The sequence below is a fragment of the Streptomyces sp. PR69 genome, assembly GCF_026420845.1.
Taxonomy (GTDB): domain Bacteria; phylum Actinomycetota; class Actinomycetes; order Streptomycetales; family Streptomycetaceae; genus Streptomyces.
This window is the reverse complement of record NZ_JAOWCB010000090.1, coordinates 1-976: the sequence shown is the minus strand read 5'-3', so window position 1 is coordinate 976 and position 976 is coordinate 1. Positions and strand designations below refer to the sequence as shown.

1 protein-coding gene is annotated in these 976 nt (G+C 66.6%); it reads right to left on the bottom strand.

The window, feature by feature from the left end; all coding sequences use genetic code 11:
- Positions 1-239: 239 nt before the first annotated feature.
- Positions 240-800 (bottom strand): hypothetical protein, encoded by a 561-nt coding sequence (locus tag OF819_RS29015; protein WP_267246631.1) that lies wholly within the window; start codon positions 798-800, stop codon positions 240-242.
- Between the last annotated feature and the right edge of the window lie 176 nt (positions 801-976).

Sequence of the window (976 nt, the reverse complement as noted above, 5' to 3'; positions counted from 1 at the left end):
CCGCCTGACCGTGTCTCCGGCCCCACCTGGTGCGGGGCCGGAGCCCATTTCGCCCCTCGGTGCTGTCCGGCAGGGGTCGACTCGGCGTAGGGGGTGCAGGGCGGCCCGCCGGGGGCCCCGTACGAGGAGCCAGCACCCGCCGCCGTCGCGCGCATCTTCCAGGTCAAGGGACGTGGCATGGGCATCCCAGGCGCGGGCGAGGGCGGTCCCAGCGCAACCAGTCTGAGCCGACCTGCGACTTAGTCCTGCGTGATCTTCTCGCTCTTCATGGTGAGGGTTGCGTTGACCACCGACTCGACGCGCTCCGGGTCCTTGGTGTACCCGCAGCCGATCCCGGTGGTGCACTCCTCCCGCCACGTACCCCCGGCGACGTAGTACGTCACATCCTTCGCGGTGAACTCGGTGACGGCACCGGACTCGTCGCAGGTGACGCTGCCGACGGACTGCCCGTCGGACGTGCGGATGAGGTAATCGGCCATGGGAGACAGGACCATGTCGTCCATGGCAGTCCAGCGAGCGCTAAGGGGCTTGCTCTTGCTGGTGTAGTCGGCGGTGGCTGTACCGGTCACCGGGCCAGTCGAGACATGTCCTTGCCTGCCTGTTTCCTGGCCGATGACCATGTTGTTGACAGACCCGTTCACGTGGCTAGACGTGACACGTCCGTTGTACGGGCCTCCGAGCCGGAAGCTCTCGACGCTGCCGCACGCAGGCTTCTGCGCCTGAGCCGGGCCTGCTTCAACGGCCTCGGCGTTGACGGTCAGGGCAACTGCGCAGGCAGCCATGGTGACGGCGGTGGCCATCCTCATCCGCATACAGCTCTCCTCCGTTTGAGTTGTCAGTGCTTATACGGCCACAACATCAACGACCAGGCTCAACTGAGGAAACGCCTCGGCAGGTGACAGAGCCGGTGGCCACGGAAGCAGCCCCGACATGCCGATGTCAGCACGTCCGACGCTCTCGCGACAGACGACACCGC